16 protein-coding genes and 1 pseudogene are annotated in these 19,303 nt (G+C 64.5%); 7 read left to right on the top strand and 10 right to left on the bottom strand.

Annotated features, from left to right (window positions below):
• Window positions 1-248: 248 nt before the first annotated feature.
• A complete protein-coding gene (locus AB4Z48_RS35565) occupies window positions 249-641 on the bottom strand; it encodes a hypothetical protein (RefSeq protein WP_441622773.1) in 393 nt (130 codons plus the stop codon).
• Window positions 642-1,089: 448 nt separating this feature from the next.
• Between AB4Z48_RS35565 and AB4Z48_RS35560 the strand changes: the two genes are divergently transcribed.
• Window positions 1,090-2,061: a hypothetical protein gene (locus tag AB4Z48_RS35560; RefSeq protein WP_441622771.1), complete on the top strand. Its 972-nt coding sequence runs from the start codon at window positions 1,090-1,092 to the stop codon at window positions 2,059-2,061.
• A 73-nt stretch (window positions 2,062-2,134) separates the two neighbouring features.
• On the opposite strand, the gene AB4Z48_RS35555 is transcribed toward AB4Z48_RS35560, so the two are convergent.
• Complete coding sequence (locus AB4Z48_RS35555; protein ID WP_441622769.1) at window positions 2,135-3,127, bottom strand: oxidoreductase; 993 nt, start codon at window positions 3,125-3,127, stop codon at window positions 2,135-2,137.
• Between the two features lie 96 nt (window positions 3,128-3,223).
• Between AB4Z48_RS35555 and AB4Z48_RS35550 the strand changes: the two genes are divergently transcribed.
• Window positions 3,224-4,195 (top strand): AraC family transcriptional regulator, encoded by a 972-nt coding sequence (locus tag AB4Z48_RS35550; RefSeq protein WP_441622768.1) that lies wholly within the window; start codon window positions 3,224-3,226, stop codon window positions 4,193-4,195.
• Between the two features lie 121 nt (window positions 4,196-4,316).
• Here AB4Z48_RS35550 and AB4Z48_RS35545 read toward each other — a convergent pair whose 3' ends face one another.
• On the bottom strand, window positions 4,317-4,517 hold the full coding sequence (locus AB4Z48_RS35545; protein ID WP_441622766.1) for a type II toxin-antitoxin system VapB family antitoxin: 201 nt from the start codon (window positions 4,515-4,517) through the stop codon (window positions 4,317-4,319).
• Window positions 4,518-4,635: 118 nt separating this feature from the next.
• Between AB4Z48_RS35545 and AB4Z48_RS35540 the strand changes: the two are divergent.
• Window positions 4,636-4,821, top strand: a pseudogene (locus AB4Z48_RS35540) (aldehyde dehydrogenase (NADP(+))); the annotation flags it as partial.
• Between the two features lie 191 nt (window positions 4,822-5,012).
• Here the strand turns inward: AB4Z48_RS35540 and AB4Z48_RS35535 are convergent.
• The 7 genes from AB4Z48_RS35535 to AB4Z48_RS35505 form a co-directional block, all read right to left on the bottom strand.
• Window positions 5,013-5,771: an SDR family NAD(P)-dependent oxidoreductase gene (locus tag AB4Z48_RS35535; protein ID WP_441622794.1), complete on the bottom strand. Its 759-nt coding sequence runs from the start codon at window positions 5,769-5,771 to the stop codon at window positions 5,013-5,015.
• 128 nt (window positions 5,772-5,899) lie between these two features.
• On the bottom strand, window positions 5,900-6,688 hold the full coding sequence (locus AB4Z48_RS35530) for an ABC transporter ATP-binding protein (RefSeq protein WP_441622764.1): 789 nt from the start codon (window positions 6,686-6,688) through the stop codon (window positions 5,900-5,902).
• A 6-nt stretch (window positions 6,689-6,694) separates the two neighbouring features.
• Window positions 6,695-7,465, bottom strand: a complete 771-nt coding sequence (locus AB4Z48_RS35525; RefSeq protein ID WP_441622763.1) for an ABC transporter permease — start codon at window positions 7,463-7,465, stop codon at window positions 6,695-6,697.
• 13 nt (window positions 7,466-7,478) lie between these two features.
• Entirely contained in the window at window positions 7,479-8,495 is a 1,017-nt protein-coding gene (locus AB4Z48_RS35520; protein ID WP_441622761.1) for a taurine ABC transporter substrate-binding protein, read from the bottom strand.
• Window positions 8,496-8,924: 429 nt separating this feature from the next.
• Window positions 8,925-9,770 (bottom strand): transporter substrate-binding domain-containing protein, encoded by an 846-nt coding sequence (locus AB4Z48_RS35515; protein ID WP_441622759.1) that lies wholly within the window; start codon window positions 9,768-9,770, stop codon window positions 8,925-8,927.
• A 12-nt stretch (window positions 9,771-9,782) separates the two neighbouring features.
• A complete protein-coding gene (locus tag AB4Z48_RS35510; protein WP_441622757.1) occupies window positions 9,783-10,820 on the bottom strand; it encodes a succinylglutamate desuccinylase/aspartoacylase family protein in 1,038 nt (345 codons plus the stop codon).
• Window positions 10,821-10,823: 3 nt separating this feature from the next.
• Entirely contained in the window at window positions 10,824-10,988 is a 165-nt protein-coding gene (locus AB4Z48_RS35505) for a hypothetical protein (protein ID WP_441622755.1), read from the bottom strand.
• Window positions 10,989-11,492: 504 nt separating this feature from the next.
• On the opposite strand from AB4Z48_RS35505, the gene AB4Z48_RS35500 reads away from it, so the two are divergent.
• The 4 genes from AB4Z48_RS35500 to AB4Z48_RS35485 all read left to right on the top strand — a co-directional run bounded on the left by AB4Z48_RS35500 (window position 11,493) and on the right by AB4Z48_RS35485 (window position 19,299).
• Window positions 11,493-13,139: a rhodanese-like domain-containing protein gene (locus AB4Z48_RS35500; protein WP_441622753.1), complete on the top strand. Its 1,647-nt coding sequence runs from the start codon at window positions 11,493-11,495 to the stop codon at window positions 13,137-13,139.
• A gap of 573 nt (window positions 13,140-13,712) precedes the next feature.
• Window positions 13,713-15,869, top strand: coding sequence for a hydantoinase/oxoprolinase family protein (locus AB4Z48_RS35495; protein ID WP_441622752.1), 2,157 nt, complete (start codon window positions 13,713-13,715; stop codon window positions 15,867-15,869).
• Window positions 15,866-17,566 (top strand): hydantoinase B/oxoprolinase family protein, encoded by a 1,701-nt coding sequence (locus AB4Z48_RS35490; RefSeq protein WP_441622750.1) that lies wholly within the window; start codon window positions 15,866-15,868, stop codon window positions 17,564-17,566. Before AB4Z48_RS35495 ends, AB4Z48_RS35490 begins: the two co-directional genes overlap by 4 nt.
• Window positions 17,563-19,299, top strand: a complete 1,737-nt coding sequence (locus AB4Z48_RS35485; RefSeq protein WP_441622748.1) for a hydantoinase B/oxoprolinase family protein — start codon at window positions 17,563-17,565, stop codon at window positions 19,297-19,299. Before AB4Z48_RS35490 ends, AB4Z48_RS35485 begins: the two co-directional genes overlap by 4 nt.
• Window positions 19,300-19,303: the final 4 nt, after the last annotated feature.

The following is a 19,303-nucleotide window of genomic DNA, read 5'->3' as shown; positions in this document are numbered from 1 at the left end:
GTTTCACTCGTCCCGCGCCGCGAGGCTTTCCGGTGGAATCTGAATGTGATTATTTGGTCCTGGAAAACTATCATGGCAATCACGCCGAGGCCGAGCGTGACACCGCGCACGCCGAAGCGGTTGCTCTGTCGGCGCAGTTAATCGAAGGGTCCCGCCCAGGTGCGCCGTCAAGCGAGCAAGCGCAACGTCGGACGGCCGGCGACCAGGCGGCCGATACCTGAGCAATGTCCGCTGGCACCCCCTCCCCCCTAATTTGCCGACTTGGTGACGTTGCAGTCGACGCCAGCGGACGTGCCGCCGCCGGCATTCTTCAGTGTAAGGGTAAGCCTGCTTCCTTTCGCCGCCGTGATGGTCTGCCCATAACTAACCGTCGGCATGAACTGAATATCCGGTGCGACTGCCAGCGGAGGGTTCTTTGTGCCGTCGACGGTCAGGTCAAGCTCCACGGTAATGGAGTCAAAAGCAATGCCCCAATCCTGCTTCCTTCCCTCCAGATTCTTTTTGAAAGTGCACAGGCCCTGGGCCACTTGTTCGAGTGCCGTGGGAATATCGACTGGCTTGCCCGGGGGAATCGGCGCCGTATTGCAGCCGACCAACAGGAATGGCAAGAGAAATAATGGGAGAAAAAGGTAGGAGCGCATCAGGATCCCGCTGGACGCTATACGAAGCGTCAATCTGTGCCTGCGTCGCCCCCGCGTCCGTACGCTGTCGAACAGACACGTTGGGTGTCCGTGCCCTTGAGAACTGTGCGCCCACGGCAAACCACATCTGCATGACCTGCCAGGAGCCACGATGCCAGGTGTCAGCAGCATGACTGCCACGCAAAGGCACCCGGAAGCCTCGCTTCAGGCGGCAACTCCCGTGATCTCCCCATCGCTTGGTTAGTGCCGCATGAGGCGCTCCGGGTGGTGGGAGGGAATGGGTGGGAGGGAATGGGCGGGAGGCTCCGCGCCGAAATTCTGTGGGCCTCTTGCGGGATACCATTTCGATGAGAGAACATCACGCATGTGTTCTACTGCGCCATTGAAAAGGGCGGCCTATCTCTCGTGTTCGCGTGTGCTTATTGATTTCATAGACCCAAGGGCTGAAATGAATCGCGTCACTCAACCACGTCTCAAATGGCTGGCCATCCTGTGGCCGCTCTGCTTGACGCCTGTCCTGGCGGTCGCTCAAGGCATCTCGGAATTTCAGCTGCCTGGAGCCAATCTTCAGAAGAGTGCCAATGCGGTGATCTCGCTGATGTCCTTCGCGGTGGTTCCAGACCTTGCATCCAGCTCCCTGGCGATCAATAACGGGGCGACGGGCAATCCGAATGTCACCCTCTGGCAACTCGGCGGAGGGTTCACCTGGAGCAAGACGCTGCCGTTGTATCTCGAAGGTTCGATCGGCTACAACCGCTACGATCCGACCTACGTTGCTTCCAACGGGGTCGACTCTCGCCTGATACCAACCAAGTGGAACACCGTAGCCGGAACGATGGGCGTGGGGTGGGATTTCCCGCTCACCGCAAATAAGGAGTTGGTGTTCCGCCCCATCTTCAACGTCTCATTGGCCCGTGTCACCACGGACGCGTCGGTGGCGCAGTTCCTGCTAGGTCAGAAGACTGGCAAGGATATCAACTTCATCGAAAATGGCCACCTCAACGCCTATGGGTTAGGCGGCTCGGTGATGCTCGATTGGGAGCGCCATGCGCCGACTTACGACGCTGACGTCGAGTTGCGCTACACGAACATCCACCTGCAGAGCTTTGGCGGCACGAGTTCCGCAGTGACGGGGACGGGGTCAGCCCAAACCGCCAGCCTGTATGCGCGTTATCGCGCCCCCACTGGCATGTGGGCCCTGGATCGGCCGGTACGCTACGTACTTGAGTTATCGCACTCGCGCTACCTGGGGCGTGATGCCAGCACGCTGGGGTTTAACGACCTTACCACGCTCGGCACTGGCCTCGAACTCGACACGTCGGCGCATGAAGTCTTTGTCACGAGGATTCGGGCCGTGGTGCGCTATGTGTTCGGCAACAATGTGTCGGGTATTTCCTTGGGAATCGCCGCAAGCTTTTAGTGGAGCAGCACAGCGGCCTTTTTAAGTAAGGGGTGACAGCCCGATCTGGGGCCTTCGTACTCCGCCGAGAATCTCACTCGAGGCCGCGGACCTGATCGATGCGTGCCCCTGTCAGTTGCTCGCTGAGTTGCCAAAGTCGCCCGGCGGCGACCGGGTCCGTCGCTCGCGGCCGTACGCCGTGCATCTCCGTTGAGGTGTCAGAAGGCAGTGCGCGGGCGATCTCGCAGTCGGCGCAGTAAACGCCACCCATGCCGTCAAGCTTCGGGCTCGTCGCGCACCATACGGTCGTAGCAGCACCTTGTTGCGCCGTCTTCTTGTTGTTCTCCGGATCAATGATCGGCCTGCCCTCCTTGTCGAGGATCTCGCTTGCATCGATCTGCGCTTGCGACATATGCCGGACGAGTGCCGTCACGATGCCTCCCGGGTGCACGGAGAAAGCTCGCACGCCGTGACGTTGCCCGATCGAATCCAGCGCGACAGCGAACAGGGCATTTGCGGTCTTTGATTGGCCGTAGGCAATCCACGGGTCGTACTCGCGAGCCTCGAAATTGGGATCATGGAAGTCGATCCCCGCGCGCCGGTGCCCGTAGGAGCTGAGTGCAATGACGCGGGCCCCGTTGGCACGGCGCAAGGCAGGCCAAAGCCGGCAGGTGAGCTGAAAATGGCCAAGATGGTTGGCGGCGAATTGCGATTCGTAACCACGCGCATCGCGCGCGAGCGGCGGAGCCATTACGCCCGCATTGTTGACCAGGATGTCGATCGAATCTGTGGCTGCGAGCACACGTTCTGCAAGCCTGTCGATCGACGCCGGATCGAGGAGGTCCATATTCTCCAGGACCACGCCGGGAATGTCGCGAAGCGCTTCCTGGGCCTTGGCCATGTCGCGAACGGGCACGATAACCGTTGCACCTGCCGAGCGGAAAGCCCGGACGGTTTCAACGCCGATTCCGGAATACCCGCCGGTAACGACGACTTTCCTGCCGGTGAGGTCGATGCCTGTGATGACTTCCGCAGCAGTGGATGCTGGGCCGAATCCCGAACCGATGGGTGCTTGCAAAGTGGGCATGGAATCTCTCCATTTGAAGGATGGAGGCACTTTAGCCCGCCCAGCCCGTACTTAGAATGCTTGATAGGCCGTGTTTTATGCGCGATAGTTCGAGAAATGACCACAGACCTTCTCTCGGAACTGCTCAATCTCGTGCGCGCCCGATGCCGTCTCTCCGGGCGGCTCGTCGCCGGTGGAAGCTGGGGGCGATGCTTTGCCAATCTCGATGCGGTGAAATTCTGCGCGGCTGTCGAGGGCGCTTGCTGGTTTTTCATGGACGGGATGGCGGCCCCTGCACAGTTCGAGCGCGGAGACATTCTGGTCACGAATGGCTCCCGCGCGCTGGTTCTGGCCAGCGCACCGCACCTCATTCCAGACGCGGTCACGACATCGCTTGCTCAGGACGACAATGGCGATTACCGCCTGGGGCAAGGTGAAGATTTCGTGATGCTGGGCGGCATGGTGGAGATCGACGATCGGCATCAGCCTCTGCTACTTGGCGGCCTCCCGCCACTCATTCACGTCAGCGGCGCTCACCGCGAAGCGGCAAGCCTTGGCTGGCTGCTCGAACAGATCGTCCGTGAAATGAAGCCTCCGCCGCGTCCCGGATGGCCCATCGTGCTTGCAGAACTGGCTCAGCTTCTTTTTGTGCAGACGCTCAGGGCCTATGTCATGCAGTCACCGAAAAACGACGGCGGCTGGCTCAGGGCCTTGGGTGACAGACGGCTGGCGCCCACCCTCGCGGCGATGCACGCGGACCCCAGGCGCGCCTGGAGTCTGGAAGATCTTGCACAGGAAGCCGGCATGTCACGCACCTCCTTCGTCGTGCACTTTCGCGAAGTGATGGGCGTGCCCCCGCTCACATACCTGACGAACTGGCGCATGCATCTCGCGGAGCGAGAACTGCGCGCAGGCGCATCCGTCGCGGAAGTCGCCGAAGCAATCGGATACACGTCGGAAAGCGCGTTCAGTCACGCATTCAAGCGCGTGACTGGGACAGCACCAGGGCGATATCGCAAGGCGATCGACGAGGAGCGTTCAGCGCGCGAGGGCGGCGCATCTGAAAACGAGGCGGCAACCGCATTTTAGAGGTACAGCCATGTCAGTCGCGATAGCAGCAGCGTGGACGGTTCCTCGTAATCTGTTGATTAATAGAGGATTTCTCTTGGGCCATCGAGCAACCGCAAACGGCGTCATTGCGAGCTCGATTTCAGCCCGCAGCGCTTGTTCTGGGACGCGGCGCCCCCTTGATGCCCGGTTGGCTACCGCCAAGATTCGCGAGTCGTTTCGCGGCTTCACGCTGGATCAAGGCCTTTAGCGCTTCGCGCACGAGTGCCGTTTTCTCCTCCAGACCCGTATAGGCTTGAGCCTTGGCGATCAAGTCGTCATCAAGCGCAATAGTCGTACGCATGGGAATCTCCGCTAGGCATGAGCACAAACCATAGCATCGATTGATGACGAAAATGGTGCCTCTTGTCGTCCCGCGCGCCGGGCTGATTGCAGCGAGCCGTCAACACGATCCGCTCCTGCTGCAGATTCAACTGACGGCGGCACTGCATATTGACGAAGGCGATTACGAAGCGGCACTGAAATTTCTTCCCATGCTGGAACGAAAAGTCGAGCGTATCCTCGTCACCGGCTTCGGTACGGGAGTCAAGGCGGGCCACGCTATGGTACGCGGCGGGCCATATGCGGCTACGTCCGACGGTCGGACGTAAGCGCCCAGTGACCCCGACTTGAAGCAACGCAAGAGAGCAAGGAGCATCGTGTCCACCTAAATTCTTGGTGGACACGTGAACACTATCGAAGAGATGCCGCCTGCGCGGCGTCGGCATCGGCGTCGGCATCGGCATAGCGCCGAGCCGCCATCCCCATGGAACTGGTCCGACCATGTGGTTGATCGTGGCTATCGGCGAGCCAGACTGAGCGGCCCAAACGCCTGCGCGACCGGCATCATTTCTATCAAGTTAACGTTGACGTGTTCCGGCTGGCTCGCGATCCAGGTGACAGTACGCGCAATGTCCTCAGCCTTGAGTGGGTCGAGCCCTTGATAGACTGACTCCGCCCGATCATTGTCCCCTCTGAATCTGACACGGGAAAATTCAGTACCGCCACAAAGGCCGGGCTCGACGCAGGTGACACGGACGCCCGTACCGAGAAGGTCGGCGCGTAGATTCAAACTGAACTGGTGCACAAAAGCCTTCGTCGCGCCATACACATTGCCTCCGGGATACGGATAGGTTCCTGCCGTCGAGCCGATGTTGACGATATGCCCGCGCTTTCGTTCGACCATTCCTGGCAGGAACCGATGAGTGACATTCATCAGGCCGCTGATGTTGGTATCCACCATCCTTCCCCAGTCCGGGAGACTTGCTGATGGGGCTAGCTCCAGCCCTAAGGCGAGACCCGCGTTATTGACCAAAAGATCGATTTCCGAGAACACTTCCGGAAGTGATGCAGCGGCGGATTCCACCTCGTCTATTTTGCAAACATCCATTGCGACGGGCAACAGTCGCGACCCCAGTTCCGCACCGAGGGCGGCAAGACGGTCAGCACGCCTGGCCGCCGCTATTACGTGGTACCCGGCGCGGACAAGGTCCCGGCAAATTGCGGCGCCGAATCCAGCCGAGGCACCTGTTACGAGTGCAACTCGTCGCGGTTCTATTTCTGCCACCTACTTCTCCATTAACATATAAATAGTACTTCTCAAAACGATGTATTCCGGACCTGCTCGGTCCCGAGTGGCCCGAACGATCGTCATCGCTTGCTCGAACAACTGACTGTCGCGAGGACTCAGCCTAGTTGCAGGTGTCGGTTGGCTTCCTCCCGCACTACGTGCAACACATGGCGTTTTATAGCGTTGTATTCCTCATCCGCAAGCAGATCCTCTATATCTCTTTGCCTCTCGAAAGACAGGCGCACTTCCTCACGAATTGTTCCTGGGCAAGCGGACATCAGGAGCACCCGACTTCCCAGGATCAGTGCTTCATCAACATCGTGCGTGACAAACAAGACTGTTGTCCCGGTGCGCGACCAGATCTCGACCAGCAGCTCCTGCATCACCGTTCGCGTCTGAGCATCGAGCGCACCGAATGGCTCGTCCATGAGCAAGACCCGCGGCTTCATGATCCACGCGCGCGCCAGGGCTGCCCGCTGGCGCATGCCGCCTGATAGCTCCCAGGGCTTGGCGTTCTCATACGCGCCAAGCCCAACAAGCCGCAGGAACTCCTTCGCCTCAGGCAGGTACTGCTCCCTTCGGACGCCTGCCATGCGAGGGCCAAAGGTCACGTTGTCAATCACCGATAGCCAAGGGTACAGACACGGTTGCTGAAATACCATGCCACGCGCCGGTCCAGGTCCGACCACACGAGCACCATCGCAGAGCACTTCGCCCGTGATCGGAGATTCGAAACCCGCAACCAGGTTCAGGATGCTTGACTTCCCGCAACCGGAAGGACCAAGCAGTACGCCAAACTCACCTTGATTCAGCGTTAGGGATACGTTATCCAGTATGTTGGGCGCGTCACCTGACTTCCCCGCAGCGTAGTGAAAATTCACATTCAGCAGTTGAATCGCGTTCATCGCAGACTACTCCTTCCCAGCCCAAGGAACATAGCGTTGCTGTGCTCGCACAAGCATCCAATCCAAGGCGTACCCCAGACCGCCAAGGATCAGAATCCCAAGTATCACGACATCGGTTCGCAAGTATGAACTTGCGTTGACAATCATCCAGCCCACACCGGTCGTGGAAGCCACCATCTCTGCTGCGATAAGCGACGTCCAACCGATTCCCACGGCGATTCGGATACTGGTGAAAATATCTGGCAGACTGTTTGGCAGGATGACGTGAAGGAATACCTTTCGCTTGCTCAACCCTAGCGACCGAGCCACCCGAACGCGGGACCCAGGTATGTTCGCCACCGAGGCTGCCGAGCCCACCACGACGTTCAAGACGGTGGCAACGAAGATCAAGGCGAACTTCGACGATTCGCCGATGCCTAGCCAGACAATGGCAAGAGGTACCAGGGCAATCTTGGGCAGTGGCCTGAGGAATTGAACGAAGGGATCGAGCATTGCAGCCAGCACCCGGCTTTGTCCCATCGCGAGGCCAATTGGTACGCCCAGCGCCACCGCAGTTACGAAGGCAACTAGTGCGCGCCCGAGGCTGATTGCTATGTGCTGCCATAGCGGCACCTGTCCGTAGCCGTGCTCCCAGAGACCCCTTGCCGTGCCGATGATTTCGCTTGGCGCCGGCAAGAAGAGCGAGTCAGCCCATCCGAAAGTACCTGCGCACTGCCAGGCGGTGGCGACGCCAAGCACCGCCGCGATACTAATCAGTGCGCTTACATTTGATTTCATGATTCGTCCAGACTCAGCGAACTTGCTGCTGGGCGAGCCTGAGATAGGTTGGCTTGATGCTGCTAGCGAACGATGACGGGATATCCTGCCGCTTTACTTGCTCGATATCGGCCAGAAATTCTGCCGTCCTTCGCACCGCAAGGGAAAGCCCGGCACTGTCTGTATTTGACCCGTCGCCAAACCACGCCGGGGTCAACTGCTCCGTGATGGAGGGATACTGGTTGCCTGCGAGAGAGTTGCGAACAGCTGGCACCGAAGCACCCAACTCCTTCGAAATTGCCTCCGCAACCACTTCTGGTGTCTTCCGATAGATAGCAATCTGCTGCTCGTGGACAGTCAAGAGCTTTGCCACCAATTCCGGATACTTCGACGCAAAATCCTTGCTCACCGCATAGTTGTTATAGATCAGGTAGCCGTCTTTCTTGAGGTCCTTCGTGGCAAAGACCGCATGGCCACCTGCATCTTCCAGCGCAGAATTGAAGGGTGCCCATACATACCCTGCATCGATATCGCCACGGCGCCACGCCGCCACGAGTTCATCCGGACGCAGCGGAACAAACTTGATTTTGGTCCGATCGATCCCATGGACTTTGACGGCGGTATCCAGCGCATATTGAGCCGTGGAATTCGGCGGATATCCGACCGTCTTGCCTTCCAGATCCTTAAGCGTCTTGATGGAGTCTCGACCCACCAATCGTTCGTAGGTCGCAATTTCTGCAGAAACACCCACGATCTCGATGGGCAACTTGCGTATCACGGCGGAAACTGTAGGGCTGGATCCGAAATTTGCGATATCGATGCTCTTTGTGGCGAACAGATTTAATACGTCAGCACCCGTCGCGAATTGGATCCACTTCACCTTTGTCCCAAACGCCTTTTCCAGTGAATGGTCAACCTTGGCATTCACGATCAACTGTGCCCCACCGCTGTAGGCGACGCGCACCTCCTGCGGAATTGCCGATTGCGCGTGAGCGCCAAACATGCCAGCGGCAAGGCTAGCGGCTATTACAGCTTTGAGGGAGTCCAACATGGGCGTAACCTAGAATTGTGACGGCCCCAATCCTATGTTCCACCGGAGCCAACAGGAACTAAGTATTGAGGATATACATATCCGGATTTTCCACTCTTGCCGAGAGAAAACAGGATTTTCGGGAAGAGGTGCGCGCCTGGGCCGCGAGAGATCACCGCGAACGGTTGCCGCGCGACCGATCCGCTGCCTGCGTACACCTTGGCAACTGCGGCCAGCAGTTGCGCCGCGGGCAGCTAGCGCCGGCGGCCCGCGTTGACGGCCCGTCAAGCCCCGTTCACGCAGGAACGCATGCGTGGTGGGCGACACCGGCAGCGCCCCGAGCCTGGCCGCGCCACCATGTGTACAACCCCGCGGGATATGCCACCGTCGGCACGCCGCTGGGCGATGCGCCAAGCATGCGGCGCGATATCCCGGCCCGGCGGCTAAGCGTTACGGCTTGCCGCCATACTGTTTCTGCAGCTGCGCCAGCAGCGGCGAGCGCGGAACCAGGTCGAGCCGGGCTTCAAGCCCGACCAGCCAGCCCGAGCCGTGCAGGCGCTGCAGCACACGATCGACCGCCGCTGCCGTGTCCTTGTCGCCCTTGCGCACCCATGCCACCTGCGGCGCCGGATCGACCTCGTCGGGCAGCACGGCGTAGTCGCGCCACTCCGGATCCTTGGCCACCAACTGGCCCAGGGTCAGGCTCTCATGGACCGCGGCCACGCAGGACGCACCGCCGCGCAGCGCCAGCAGCGATTCCGGCATGCCTTTGAAGCCCTTGAGCTCGGCGCCGTAGGTGGCCGCCAGCGGCTTGGCATAGCTGCTGCCCTGCGACAGGCACACGGATTTGCCGCGCAGGTCTTCCCAGCGGCGAATACCGCTGCGCTTCAGGAAGATGGCGGTGCCGCCGTTGCGGTAGTAAGGGGTCGGCGCATAGTCCAGCAGCGTGGCGCGTTCCGGCGTCAGCAGCATGCTGGCAACGAGCAGGTCCACTTTGCCCTGCTGGAGGAACTGCACGCGGTTGGTGGGCAGCACCGGCACCAGCTCGGCCTGTACCGCCAGTTCACTGGCGATCTTGCGTGCCAGTTCCGGGTTGAAGCCGAAGGGCTTGCCGGTGCCCGGATCGATGGAGCCAAAGGCGCTGTTGCCGTTGATGATCACGCCGATGGTGATCTTGCCGCGCTCGCGGATCCGATCGAGTGTGGCGTCTGCCTTGGCGGCCGGCATCGCACCGCAGAGTGCGAGCGGCAGCACGGCAAGCGCCATGCGGCGCCCAAATCGGGGAGTGTGTTTCATCAGGAAGCCGGTTCAGGAACGATGAGGCGTGGGATCGTCGGCGAGCTGGTACAGGCAGTCGCCGCGTTGGGTCAGCGCCGGTACGCGCTTGCAGATGGCCAGCCCCGCCGCCGGAAAATACACGGTCACCGGCTCGCGCTCGGGCCGCTCGGGCGTGTGCAGCCGTGCCGCAGGTTGCCCCGCTTCGACACGCTCGCCGAGTTGCACGAGCGGCTCGAAGATGCCGTCGTCGTACGCGTAAACGTAGTGCCGCGTGCGATCCACCCGCAGCAGCCGCGTGTCATGCGGCGGCCCGGACGGCACCAGCGGTCCTTCCAGCGCTCCGATGTGCCCGAGCAGATGCAGCAGACCTTGCCAGGCGCTGCCGAGCACGGCGGCGTCCACAGTGCCCGCACCGCCCAGCTCGGTCAACAATCCCAGCACGCCGTTGCGACGTGCCGCGGCAAGCAGGCCGACCGGATTGGCGCTCTCGTTGACCAGGCTGTACGGCAGGCCGAATGCGGACACCGCGGCCAGCAGGCGCTGCTGGCGTGCCGGATCAGGCTCGGCCTGAGCAAACAGCGTCGCGCCATGGTACTGGAGCGAGCTGCCACCGGAATGCAGGTCGACCACCACGTCCACACGCGACAACAGGCTGCGCTCGATATAGTCCGCAATCACCTGCGTCGGCGTGCCGCGCGGATCGCCGGGAAAGCTGCGGTTCAGGTTGCCGCCATCCAGCGGTGAGGTCCGCAGGCCGGCTTGCGCGGCCGGGTAGTTCGCCATCGGCAGCAGGATCAGCCGGCCCCGCACCTGCTCGGGTGCAATTTCTCGGACCAGGCGGGAGACGAGGATCTGGCCCTCGTACTCGTCGCCGTGATTGCCGGCCATGACCAGCACGGCCGGTCCGTCGCCGTTGCCGATCGAGGCAATCGGAATGGGCAGCCAGCCGTAGGCCGAGCGATGCACCGAGTGCGGCAGGCGCAGGCAGCCGACCTGCTTGCCGGGGCGCTCGAAGTCGATTTCGCAATGGATCGGAGAGGCGATCGGGGGTTGGCGGTCAGCGCCCATCGCTCAGTCCGCCAACAACCGGACGCCGATGTCGGCTTCCCGCTCGTGCTGTGCAACACGCTCCGGCAACTGTCGTGCTTCGGCGATGAAAGCGGCCACGGCCGCGTGGCGCAGGCTGGCAACGTCGTTGCCTGACACTGCTGATAAGGAGAGATCTTGTCTGGTCATGCGCCGAATGTAACGCCGCCACCGCGCGGCGAGAAAGAAGGCTTTCGAGTATCGACATGAGGGCGGCTTCAATCGGGGCCGCCCGTGGCCCGGCGCGGGCCGCATATGCATACGCTCAAACATTCGTTGGTAGACGGCGGCCGGCTTCGTATGCTTGGTCGCCTGATCAGGCTCCGGTGCTTTCGCGCAAAGGACCCCCTGCAAGCTCCCCTCGCTGCTGGTTCCCACGCTGGACGAATCCGGCGCGCCGGACTTTGCCGTGGAGAGCTGGCAAGGACTGCTCGCGCCCGCAGCGGCCCGGCCCTCGTGGTCGACCGTATGAGCCGCGATGTGCCCGCGGTGCTGCACGCACCAGCGAGACACAGCCAGCTGGAAGATGCGGGCTATGTCGTGGTCGCCTCGTCGGCGCAGGAGCCCGTGCAACGCTGTCGCGCGACCTGCCCCGGTACGCCTCGGTGATCGCCGCATCCGGCATCGCCTTGCGCTGACCCGCACAACCAAACAATGACTGACATGACCCAAACCATCGACGCCCCCACCCTTCGCAACTGGCTGAACGATGGCCAGCCGTTCGCCCTGTTCGATGTACGCGAGCATGGCCAATACGGCGAAGGCCATCCCTTCTTCGCGGTGCCCCTGCCCTATAGCCGCCTTGAGCTGGAGGTCGGCCAGCTGGCACCGCGCCGTGCGGAACGCATCGTGCTGTTCGACGACGGTGACGAGGCGAATGCCGTGGCATCGCGCGCGGCGCGGCGCCTTGCCGGTCTTGGTTACCTGAACGTGACGGTACTCGACGGCGGCGCGCCCGCCTGGGCTGCCGCCGGTTACACCTTGTTCAAGGGAGTCAATGTCCCCTCGAAGACGTTTGGCGAGCTGGTCGAGCAGATCCAGCACACGCCCCGCCTGAGCGCCGACGACCTCGCCGCGCGCCGGGCTGCCGGCGAGAACTTCTTGCTGGTGGATGGCCGCACCGAGGAAGAACACCGCAAGATGACCATCCCCGGCGCTGTGAGCTGCCCCAACGGCGAGCTGGCGCTGCGGCTGCCCGCGCTTGTGCCGAATCCGAACATGCCGGTGGTGGTGCATTGCGCTGGGCGCACGCGCAGCATCGTGGGCGCGCAGACGCTGCTGAACCTGGGCTTGCCCAATGCGGTACTAGCGCTGGAGAATGGCACGCAAGGTTGGTACCTGGCGGGCCACGCGCTGGAACATGGCAGCGATCGCTTCGCTGTGGAGGTTCCGTCTGGCCCGGTACTCGCCGCGGCGCGCGAGCGCTCCGCCAAGCTGCTGCAGCGCCTTGGCCTGCCTTCGCTGTCGACTGCGCAAGCGCAGCAATGGCTGGACGATGCGCAACGCACCGCCTACCTGCTCGACATCCGTTCCGCGGACGAATTTGCCCTGCGCACGATCAAAGGTGCGGTGCATGCGCCCGGCGGGCAGTTGGTGCAGGCAACGGATCACTATATCGGTGTGCGCGGCAGCCGCGTCATCGTGTTCGACGATGACGGTGTGCGCGCGCCGGTGGTCGCCAGCTGGTTGCACCAGCTGGGCTTTGAGACGGCCGTGCTTGCCGATGGCGTGGACGCCGCGCTGCAGGTGCGCGCGTGGCCGAAGGCGGAGACAACATCCGCCCTGCCCGTGCTCGATGCCAACCTGCTGAAAGCACTGAGCATCGAAGCCCAGCGGCTGGCAGTCATCGACCTGCGCGAGAGCGCGGCATTCGAGCGAGGCCATGCCTCTGGCGCGGCCTGGTCGATCCGGCCGAGGCTACTGCAACAACTGCAGGAGCTTGGCGTGGCGCATGCCGAACCGGTGGTCCTGATCGCCAGCGAGCCAGGCGTAGCGGCACTTGCGGGAAAAGACCTGCTGGAGGCCGGCTATCGCCACGTGTACCGCACCGACGATGGCTATCGCACCTGGCAGTCGGCCGGACTCCCGGAAGCGCTTGCGCCGCAGCCGCTGCCGGCGCAGGCGCGCATCGATTACCTGTTCTTCGTGCACGACCGCCACGAAGGCAACCGGGACGCGGCCCGCGCCTACCTGGCGTGGGAAACCGGGTTGATCGCGCAGTGCGCGCCGGATGAGCTTGGTGTGTTCCGCATCGCCGCACCTGGGCGAGACGCACCCCAGCCAGCGGCGTCGGCAGTCTAGCGGCAGACCGGGCGGGCCGGCCGGCCCCTGCAGCCGTTTACGCCACCGCCACCTGGCCGCGCGCGCCCTTGTCGGTGATGGCGGGACGGATCGGCATTCAGGCGTGCGCTCGGCACCAGTGCGCGGGTCCTGCCGCCCAAACTCGAGCTTCTGGCCGCCAACGCATGGGAGGCCACCTGCCGCCCGCGCGCCACGCGCGACTGCGTGGTTTCCGGGTGGTCGTCATCGACCCATGGCCCGGCGCCGAACGCAATCACGGGCCGGCCAGCCCATGCGTTCCAGCGGGTGCGCCCCCCTTCCCCCGATTCGCGCGGCGTAACGCATAACGATAGTTGAAGCCGTTCGTTGCTCGGGCAGGCGCGACCTCGGAAGATTGCCGACTGCCTTGCTACGCCTTTCCGGCCTTCCCATTCGATGATCTCGCGCTCTCGCCACGCTTTGTCCGACTTCAGCGGACGCCTCCGGCGCGGCATCCCCCTGTATCCCAGAGCCGCATCGCGCTGACTGCCGCATTGACTCCGGCATTGACACCGGCATTGACTTCTTTCAACAAGAGAGACACCTCCCTCCTTCATGTCTTCGAACTCCAATTCCTCTTCCGTGGCGCACGACCCGCGCCTGCGTGTCGCTGTCGACGTCGGCGGCACCTTCACCGACGTGGTGCTGCTACGCGGTGCCGAGAAGCACACGCTCAAGGTGCTCACCACGCCGACGGCCCCTGAGCAAGCCGTGCTCGGCGGCGTCGAAGAAGTACTGCAACTGGCGAACGCTGGCTGGGCCGACGTCGACCTGCTGATCCTCGGCACCACGCTGGCCACCAACGCGCTGATCGAGCGCAAGGGTGCGCCCACCGCGCTGCTCACCACCCACGGTTTCCGCGACCTGGTGGAAATCGGTCTCGAAGACCGCTTCGCGCAGTACGACGTGTTTCTGGACAAGCCCGCGCCGCTGGTGCCGCGCCACTGGCGCCATGGCGTGGTCGAGCGCACGGATGCGGCCGGTCGCGTGATCACGCCGCTCGATGAAGCGCAGGTCGTCGAACTGGCCAGGCAGCTCCTGGCCGACGGCATCGAGAGCGTGGCCGTGTGCTTCCTGCACGGCTATGCCAATCCCGCGCACGAGCGCCGCGTGCGCGAACTGCTGCGCGAACATGCGCCGGGCCTGTGGGTGTCGCTGGCCTCCGACGTGTGCCCCGAAATCCGCGAGTACGAACGCCTGTCGACCATCAGCGCCAACGCCTACGTGCAGCCGCAGGTGGCTGGCTACCTGCGCCGCCTCCAGCAAGGGGCCACCGCGCGCGGCCTGCGTGCCGAGCCTTTCCTGATGACCTCGGGCGGTGCCATCACCACGCTGCAGGCGGGTATCGACGAGCCGGTGCGGCTGGTCGAATCCGGCCCCGCGGGCGGCGCGGTGCTCGCACGCCAGGTGGCCGAGCAGATCGGTGCCTCGCGCGCGCTCTCGTTCGATATGGGCGGCACCACGGCCAAGATCTGCTTTATCGACGACTACCAGCCGCAGATCAGCCGCAGCTTCGAGTTCGGCCGCGTGCACCGGCACCTGAAAGGCTCGGGCCTGCCCATTCGCATTCCGGTGATCGAGATGGTGGAGATCGGCGCGGGCGGCGGCTCCATTGCCCGCGTCAACCACCTCGGCGTGGTCCAGGTCGGCCCCGACAGCGCGGGCTCCTCGCCCGGCCCGGCCGCCTATGGCCTGGGCGGCCAGTTGCCCACCGTGACTGACGCGCACGCCGTACTCGGCACCATCGACCCGGCACGCTTCGCCGTGGGCAAGGTGGAACTCGACCCGCAGCGTGCGCGCGACGCGCTGCTGGAGGGCCTGACCGCGCAGACCGGCCTCAGCGTCGAGTCCGCCGCGCAGGCCGTGGTCGACATCGTCACCGAGAACATGGCCAACGCCGCGCGCGTGCATGCGAGCGAGCTCGGCAAGGTGGCGGAAGACAGCACGCTCATCGCCTTCGGCGGTGCCGCGCCGCTGCATGCCGCGTTGCTGGCGCGCAAGCTGGGCGTGGCGCGGCTGATTATTCCCAGGTCGGCCGGCGTGGGATCGGCACTCGGCTTCCTGTGGGCGCCGGTGGCCTACCAGACCGTGCGCAGCCTCGCACAGCGGCTCGATYGTATCGACCAAGGGGCCGTGGAAAAGCTGCTCGGCGAACTCACGGCCACCGCCGACGACGTGGTGCTGCGCGCCGCGCCCGGTGCCGCGCTGGTGCGCCATCGGCAGGCGTTCATGCGTTATGCGGGCCAAGGCCACGAGATTCCCGTCGAGCTGCCCGATGGCCCGTTCGATGCGGCCAGCAGCAAGGCGCTGCACCGGCGCTTCGAAGCACGCTATGCCGCGCTCTACGGCCGGAGCCTGCCACATATTGCGGCCGAGGTGGTGAGCTGGTCGGTCGCCGTGGAGGCCGGTGACCGCGCGGCGCCGGAGGCCGACGAGGTGGTCGCCGACACGCGCCGCGCCGAACCTTCAGGCTCGCGCCGCCTGTACGACGCCGACGCGGGCCAGTGGACCGACGTGCCCGTCTACGACCGCGCCGCGCTCGGCCCGGGCAAGTGGATCGAAGGCCCAGCGCTGGTGGTGGAAGACGAGACGACGACGCACGTCATTGCCGGTTTCGAGGCCCGCGTCAGCAAACTGGGCGCGCTGGTGCTAGACGACATCACCGTCGCGCAGCGGCACCACGCGCAGCCCGCCGAAGCGGAGGTCGTATGACCACCACTGCAGGCCGTCAGGCATTGCGCCACCAACTGGTCTGGAGCCGCCTGCTCGCCGTGGTCGAGGAACAGGCGCAAGCACTGATCCGCACCGCCTTCGGCACGCCGACGCGCGAGGCCGGCGATCTGTCGGCGGGCGTGTTCCTGCCCGACGGACGCATGATCGCGCAGGCCGTGACCGGCACGCCGGGCCACGTCAACTCCATGGCCGACTCGGTGCTGCACTTTTTGCGCGCCTTTCCGGTCGACACCATGCGCGAAGGCGATGTCTTCGTCACCAACGACCCGTGGAAAGGAACGGGCCACCTCTTCGACGTGGTCATGGTGACGCCGGTGTTCCATGGCGAAGGCGACACGAAGCGCCCCGTGGCGCTCTTCGCCTCCACCGTGCACGTGGTCGACATCGGCGGCGTCAACGCCGGGCCGGATGCGCTGGAGATCTTCCACGAGGGCCTGTTCCTGCCGCCGCTGCGCTTCGTGAGCCAGGGTGTGGTCGAGGAAGCGGTGCTGGACATCGTGCGCGCCAACGTGCGCGAGCCCGGCCAGGTAGAGGGCGACTTCCATGCGCTGGTGGCCTGCAATGCGGTGGGCGCGGTACGGCTGCGGCAAATGCTGCAAGAGTTCGGGCTGGCCGACCTCCAGGTGCAGGGCGACTACATCATCGAGCGCTCGCGGCTGGCCATGCGCGAGGCATTGCGCGAATGGCCCAGGGGCACGTGGCGCAACCACATGACGGTAGACGGCTACGACATGCCGCTGGAGCTGCATGCGGCCGTCACCATATCGGACGACGGCATCCTGGTCGACTTCGCAGGCACCTCGGCCAGCATTGCCCGCGGCATCAACGTGCCCAAGGCTTATACCGATGCGTATACCTCCTTTGGCATCCGCTGCCTGGTGGGCGCCGACGTGCCCAACAACTCGGGCTCGCTCGCGCCCATTCGCGTGGTGGCGCCAGAAGGCTCCATCGTGAATGCGCTGCCGCCCGCCGCTGTCGCCGCGCGGGCGGCCATCGGCCAGATGCTGCCCGACCTGGTATTCGGCGCGCTGCGACAGGCGCGACCCGACCGCGTGCCGGCCGAAGGCGCATCGTCGCTCTGGAACATCCGCCTGTTCGGCGGGCAGCCAATCGAGGGCGGGCCGAACGAGGCGTTGCGGCGCGCACAGCGTTTCAACATCGTGAGCTTTTCCACCGGCGGCACCGGGGCACGGCCGGGCAAGGACGGTCTTTCGGCCACGGCCTACCCGAGCGGCGTGCGCAACGTGTCGCTGGAAATCCTCGAGACGCAGGCGCCGCTGCTGTTCCGCCGCAAGGAGTACCGGCCCGACTCGGGCGGCGTCGGCGCGTCGCGCGGCGGCCTAGGCCAGGTCATCGAGATCGAGAACGCCGACGGCGACCCGATGGTGTTGTCCGCCACCTGGGACCGCGTGCGCTTTCCCGCGCGCGGCGCGCTCGGCGGCGGCGACGGTGCGCCCGGCGCCGCGCGGCTCAAGCTTTCGGGGACTGCGCTGCGCGGCAAGGGCCGGCAGGTCATTCCCGCCGGCGAAGTGCTGGTGGTCGAGACCCCCGGCGGCGCGGGGCTGGGCGACCCTGAAGCGCGCGACCCGGCACTGGTCGCACGAGACCTGACGGCCGGTCTTGTCACGAAGACCGTGGCCACTCCTACCAAAGATCCAGCAGGAACCGTTGCATGAGCAAGACTCCCACTCCCAAGGCGCTGGCCGGTAACCAGCTCATCCGCAACCAGCTTGCCTGGAACCGGCTGCTCTCCGTGGTCGAGGAACAGGCGCAGGTGCTGATCCACACCGCCTTCGGCACCTCCACGCGCGAGGCCGGCGACCTGTCGGCGGGTGTATTCCTGCCCGACGGCCGGATGATCGCGCAGGCCGTGACCGGCACGCCGGGCCACGTCAACTCGATGGCCGAATCGGTCAAGCACTTCCTGCAGCGCTTTCCCATCGACACGATGGCAGATGGCGACGTGTTCCTCACCAACGATCCCTGGAAAGGCACCGGTCACCTGTTCGACATGACGATGGTCACGCCCATCTTCCATGGCGAGGGCGACAGGAAGCGTCCCGTGGCGCTGTTCGCCTCCACGTTGCACGTGGTCGACATCGGCGGCATCGGATCCAGCCCCGACGGGTTGGAAATCTACCACGAGGGCCTGTTCCTGCCCATCCTGCGCTTCGTGCGCCAGGGCACGGTGGACCCGGCCGTACGCGCCATCATCCGCGCAAACGTGCGCGACCCGGAGCAGGTCGAAGGCGACCTGTTCGCGCTGGTCGCATGCAACGAGGTCGGCGGCCGGCGGCTGCGCACGCTGCTGCGCGAGTTCAAGCTGGCCGATCTCGAGACGCTGGGCGACTTCGTCATCGCGCGCTCGGCCCACGCCATGCGCGAAGCACTGCGCGACTGGCCGCGCGGCACCTGGCACCACACCCTGGTGGCCGACGGCTACGACGCGCCAATCACGCTGCAGGTGTCGGTGACCATTGCCGACGACGGCATCACGGTCGACTACGCCGGCACCTCGGGCAGCGTGGCGCGCGGCATCAACGTGCCCAAGGCCTACACCGACGCCTATACCTCCTTCGGGATCCGCTGCCTGGTGGGTGCGGACGTGCCGAACAATGCCGGCTCCCTCGCACCCATTCGCGTGGAAGCGCCCGCGGGCTGCATCCTGAACGCGCTGCATCCCGCCGCCGTGACGGCGCGCCATGTGGTCGGGCAGTTGCTGCCCGACGCCGTGTTCGGCGCGCTGCGCCAGGCCCGGCCCGACCGCGTGCCGGCCGAAGGCGCCTCGTCGCTATGGAACCTGCAACTGGTCGGCGGTGAAGTGCTGGCGGGCACCAGCCAGGCCGACGCCGAGGCCGTGCGCCGCGGCGCGCGCTTCAACGTCATCAGCTTTTCCACCGGCGGCACCGGCGCACGGCCCGGCAAGGACGGGCTATCCGTCACCGCCTACCCAAGCGGCGTGCGCAACGTCTCGCTTGAGATCCTGGAGACGCAGGCTCCGATCGTCTTCGAGCGCAAGGAATTCCGCGCCGACTCCGGCGGTACCGGCGCTGCGCGCGGCGGCCTGGGCCAGGTGATCGAGGTGCGGCATGCGCAGGAAGACGCCGCCATGCTGATCGCGGCAGCCTTCGACCGCGTGGCCAACCCCGCGCGTGGCGCGCTCGGCGGTGGCGACGGCGCACCGGGCCGGCTGCGCCTGGCCTCGGGCGCCACGCTGCGCGCCAAGGGCCGGCAGATTGTGCCGGCGGGCGACCGCCTGATCGTCGAGACGCCCGGCGGCGGCGGCCTTGGTGATCCTGCAAAGCGCGACCCCGCGCTGGTGGCACGCGACCTTCGTGAACGGTTGGTATCGCCCGATGTCTCGGCGGCGCATGCCGATGGCGCGCCGGCCGACCCCGTCAACCCGTGACCTT

The sequence above is a fragment of the Cupriavidus sp. 2TAF22 genome, assembly GCF_052115045.1.
Lineage (GTDB): Bacteria > Pseudomonadota > Gammaproteobacteria > Burkholderiales > Burkholderiaceae > Cupriavidus.
This window is presented reverse-complemented; position numbering and strand designations above follow the sequence as displayed.